At 42.8% G+C, this 4,169-nt stretch carries 2 protein-coding genes; both read left to right on the top strand.

The genetic code is table 11. The features are described from left to right. The coding region (locus tag AB4653_RS03070) for an ATP-binding protein (RefSeq protein WP_372103303.1) at window positions 1-3,416 on the top strand (3,416 nt) is incomplete at its 5' end. Continuing rightward, on the top strand, window positions 3,413-4,169 hold a 757-nt coding region (locus tag AB4653_RS03065), incomplete at its 3' end, for a response regulator (RefSeq protein WP_372103300.1). The genes AB4653_RS03070 and AB4653_RS03065, both read left to right, overlap by 4 nt.

The raw sequence follows: 4,169 nt of genomic DNA, 5'->3' as shown, positions 1-4,169 counted from the left end.
GTAAGCCTGATGGTATTTCGATTGATATATTGAGTGAAATATCCCGACTTACGGGGTTAAACTTTATTTACGACAACGACCTCGATTTACAGGGCAACCAAGCTCATCCAGTTTCTCTTCCAGTAATTCATACTAAGGCGACACCTTCTACTGGTGACGATGAGCATCACCTCTATTCTAAGCCTTTCATGGTTGAGCCGTGGGCACTGGTTGGTAAAAGTGATACGAGTAAATTGGCGGTATTCGGTGAGTTAACGAAGAGCTCCGTTATTGGAACTATAAACGACAGTGTCGGAATAGAGCTTGTGAAACGCTATTGTGAGGCTTGCCCAATTAAGACCTATAGCTCTGAGTTGCTTTTGCTCGATGCCGTGGATACAGGAGAGGTAGACTCAGCGATGCTTTCGCTCTATTTAGCGTCTCCTCTATTACAGGGCCAGTATTCAGGGTACTTACGCGTAACAAGCCTGCTATCTAAAGACAACGATATTCCAGTCGCCTACAGTGTCGAAGCCGACCAAGAAGTGCTGAACAATATTATTAACAAAGCGCTGTTCGCCATACCTCATCACAAGTATCAGCAGATCAAGAAGCATTGGTTGGATGTGTCTTATGAATCAGGCGTGGATACGGCAGATGTTATCTTGGGTGCTGCCATTTTAATCTCTGTAGCATCGGTGCTCATTATGCTTGTAATGGCATGGAGTTGGAAACTAAGACGTGAAGTTGAAGATCGAAAGCGAACTGAATCCGCTCTCAAACATCAAGTGGAGTTCGAGCGTTCATTGTTGGACGCAATGCCGTTTCCTATTGTTGTGCGTAACTTGGATAACCAGATAATCAGTCTGAACAGTGCCGCGCAGCAGCTTACTGGTTTTGAGTTAATCGAAGGAACTATCGTTAATAACTCCGATGAAGACACAATGATCCATCACGGGGTTGTTTTGCCTCGCTTAGAAAAAGAAGTCGTTTCGCCGCAAGGCAGTAAACACTACGCGTATTGGAAGTGCCCTTATATCTCCAACGGGAATATCGAAGGCTCAGTGACCATTCTTGATGATCTTACTGAGCTTTACGAAGCGAAAAAAATTGCAAAAAGTGCCGATGACCGAGTACAGAAACTGGCGAACAATTTGCATGGCGCGGTTATACAGCATATTCAGCCCAAACGAAGTCTTCACGATATTGAATTCGTCTTTATTAGTAATGGGGTAGAGGAGCTTTTAGGGCTTACTCCTGCTCAATTGCGCCGCTCTCCAATTAGTTTTTTCGCACCGCTTAATGCTCAGGATCGTCGAACCTTAATTAAGAAGGTACGTAGTGGAAATAAAGAGGGAAAACTAAGCCTCGATATTGGAGTGAATATTGATAACCAAAACCGATGGCTCAATTTGCAGAGCAAGATTTCTGATCTTGGCGATTATTATGAATGGGACTCTGTTCTTACTGATATAACAGAGCTTAAACAACAGCAAGAAGAGCTAACACAAGCAAGACAAAGTGCTATCGCCGCAACTGAGGCCAAGTCTCGATTTTTGGCAAACATGAGTCATGAAATCCGCACTCCATTGGGAGGGATTGTTAGCTTGTTGGAATTGTCTGAGCAATATGAAGTTGGTTATGAAGTTCAGAAAATCCATACAACGCTGAGTCAGTCGGCGAATAACCTACTGCATATTGTTAACGATATACTCGATTTCTCGAAAATTGAAGCCGGTAAGCTGACCCTAGATTATCAGCCTGCAAGTCTAGATACATTGACTCTTAGAGTGACTCAGTTGCAGGCGAGGCAAGCTCACGCCAAAGGGTTACAGTTCAAATTTTGGTTAGACCCTGAGTTGAATGATTTAGTCTTAATGGATGACATTCGTATTGGGCAAGTTCTGAATAATTTGTTGAGCAATGCCATTAAATTTACAGAATATGGAACCGTAGGTTTAGCGGCAAAGTTACTCGACCTGGATGGTGAACAGCAACAAATTTGTTTCGAGGTGTTTGACAGTGGCATCGGTATCAGTGAAGAACACATTCGAAACCTATTCCAACCTTTTGTTCAAGCCGATGAAGGAACCACGAGGAAATATGGTGGTTCAGGCCTTGGTTTGACTATCTCGAAGCAACTTATTGAACAAATGGGTGGGAGTCTTAACGTAACGAGTAAGATCAACATTGGTTCAACGTTCTCTATTACGCTGCCGCTTAAAACGCTCGCTGAAAATAACAGGGCGGACATGAATGGCAAGGTGGCGCTACTTACCAAAACGTTCATGCAGCAATCTGAATTAGAGAACTATCTAACATCTTGGGGTATTAAGGTTATCTCAAAGAATGTTCAGGTGACTAAAGAGCTCGCACACTGGGTCGATACCATTGAGCCTGATTTTGTGTTTATTCCTCATGAGCTAGATCAGAGCATTGATACGTTCGCCGAAAGCGTGCAGTTTATTTGTGTCAGTGAACAAGGAATGCTTTCGCCTGCGCCATGCAAATTGGGCTGGAATCTGTCAGCAAACCCATTGTTGCCTTCGCAGTTGATGCACTGTTTGCACAACTGTCCTGCGTTTGTGGAAGATATTGTCCAAGATGATAATAATCTGAAATTGAGTACTGAGTCGCGTGAGTCTGCCAAACAGAATCAAAGACTTATCTTAATAGCGGAAGATCACCCAATCAATCAACAGATAATTCTTCAACAAATTGAGCAATTAGGTTTCCATGCCGACATGGTAGATAACGGCAAGGAAGCACTTGTTGCCTTAGATAATGAAGATTATGGGCTGCTAATTACCGATTGCCACATGCCTGAGATGGATGGGTATGAGTTAACAAGGCAGATCCGAGTAAAAGAGCAGAGCCAAAACCAACCTCGTCTTCCGATCATTGCGTTAACCGCAAACGCTGTACAAGGGGAAAATGATAAGTGCTTTGAGATTGGTATGGATGACTTCTTATCAAAACCAACCAAATTAAGGGTGATTGGCGACACCATAATCAAACATCTTGATAAGGTGCAATCTGTTGTCGATAAGCCTTGTATTAGTTCCTCGGAGCCTAAAAGTGAGCCGAGCTCTGCTCCGATTGATCTCGCCAACTTAACCGAATTGTTTGGTGACCAAGATCTCGTCATGCAGATCATCACTGACTTTATCAAGAGCCATCAAGCTGACATGCCTCTGCTTCAAGCTGCGTGCAAACAGCGAGATCTCGAAGCCATTAAACAGGTAGCTCATAAGATGAAGGGAGCTGCAAAAATGGTAGGCACAGAGGACATTGCCAATCAATTGCAAACAATGGAATTGGTCTCCTTAAGTGACTTAGATGGTATTCAAGCACATTACGATAACCTCGAACAGCTGACGAACCAATTGAAGACTTATTGTTCAGAATCAATCAAACCATTTAAGGAGCTACCATGAACCAGCATGTTGTAGTGATAGAAGATCACCCTTTTCAATTGAATGTAATGGGGATGGTTTTAAAGAGTTTGGGTATGGAAAATGTCCAACCTTTTGAATGTGGATATAAGGCTCTAGAGTTTATTGAAGCCTCTTCTGTCGATTTGATCTTATGTGATCTGAATATGCCGATGATCGATGGTATCGAACTCCTAAAACGCCTTGCTGAGGCCGATTTTCAAGGCAATATCATCATCACAAGTGCGGAAAGCAAAACAGTGCTCGATGCCGCAAGGAAGATGTGTAAAGCGTTTAACCTGAATTTGCTTGGTGTTCTTGAGAAGCCAATAGCAAAAGAGTCGCTGTCAAAGTTAATTAACCTTAACTCTACAAAAGAAGCGGCTGCTTCTAATTCTAATAGCGACATCGTTATTACGGATGAAGACATAGCAAAAGCGGTAAGCAACCAAGAGTTTATGTTCTATTACCAACCGATAGTGTGTATCCATAGTGGTGAATGGCGAGAAAGTGAATCGCTAATTCGATGGCAGCACCCTCGTTATGGCGTACTCAGCCCTTTTTTCTTTTTGTCTCGGTTACTTGAGTCAGGAAAAATGGGAGAGGTGATGAAGTATTTAATCAATCAAGCGATCAATGAGAAGTCACTTCTCGGAGAGCGGAGATTTGCAATAAACCTGACAGCTAAAGATATTATTGACGGTGATATTGTTGATTATATCTTCGCTTTGATCGACCAAGGTGAACTTGAGACAG

It is taken from the genome of Vibrio sp. 10N.222.48.A3 (genome assembly GCF_041475345.1).
Taxonomy (GTDB): Bacteria; Pseudomonadota; Gammaproteobacteria; order Enterobacterales; family Vibrionaceae; genus Vibrio; species Vibrio tasmaniensis_A.
The sequence above is the reverse complement of the archived record's forward strand: the minus strand, read 5'-3'. Positions and strand labels throughout refer to the sequence as shown.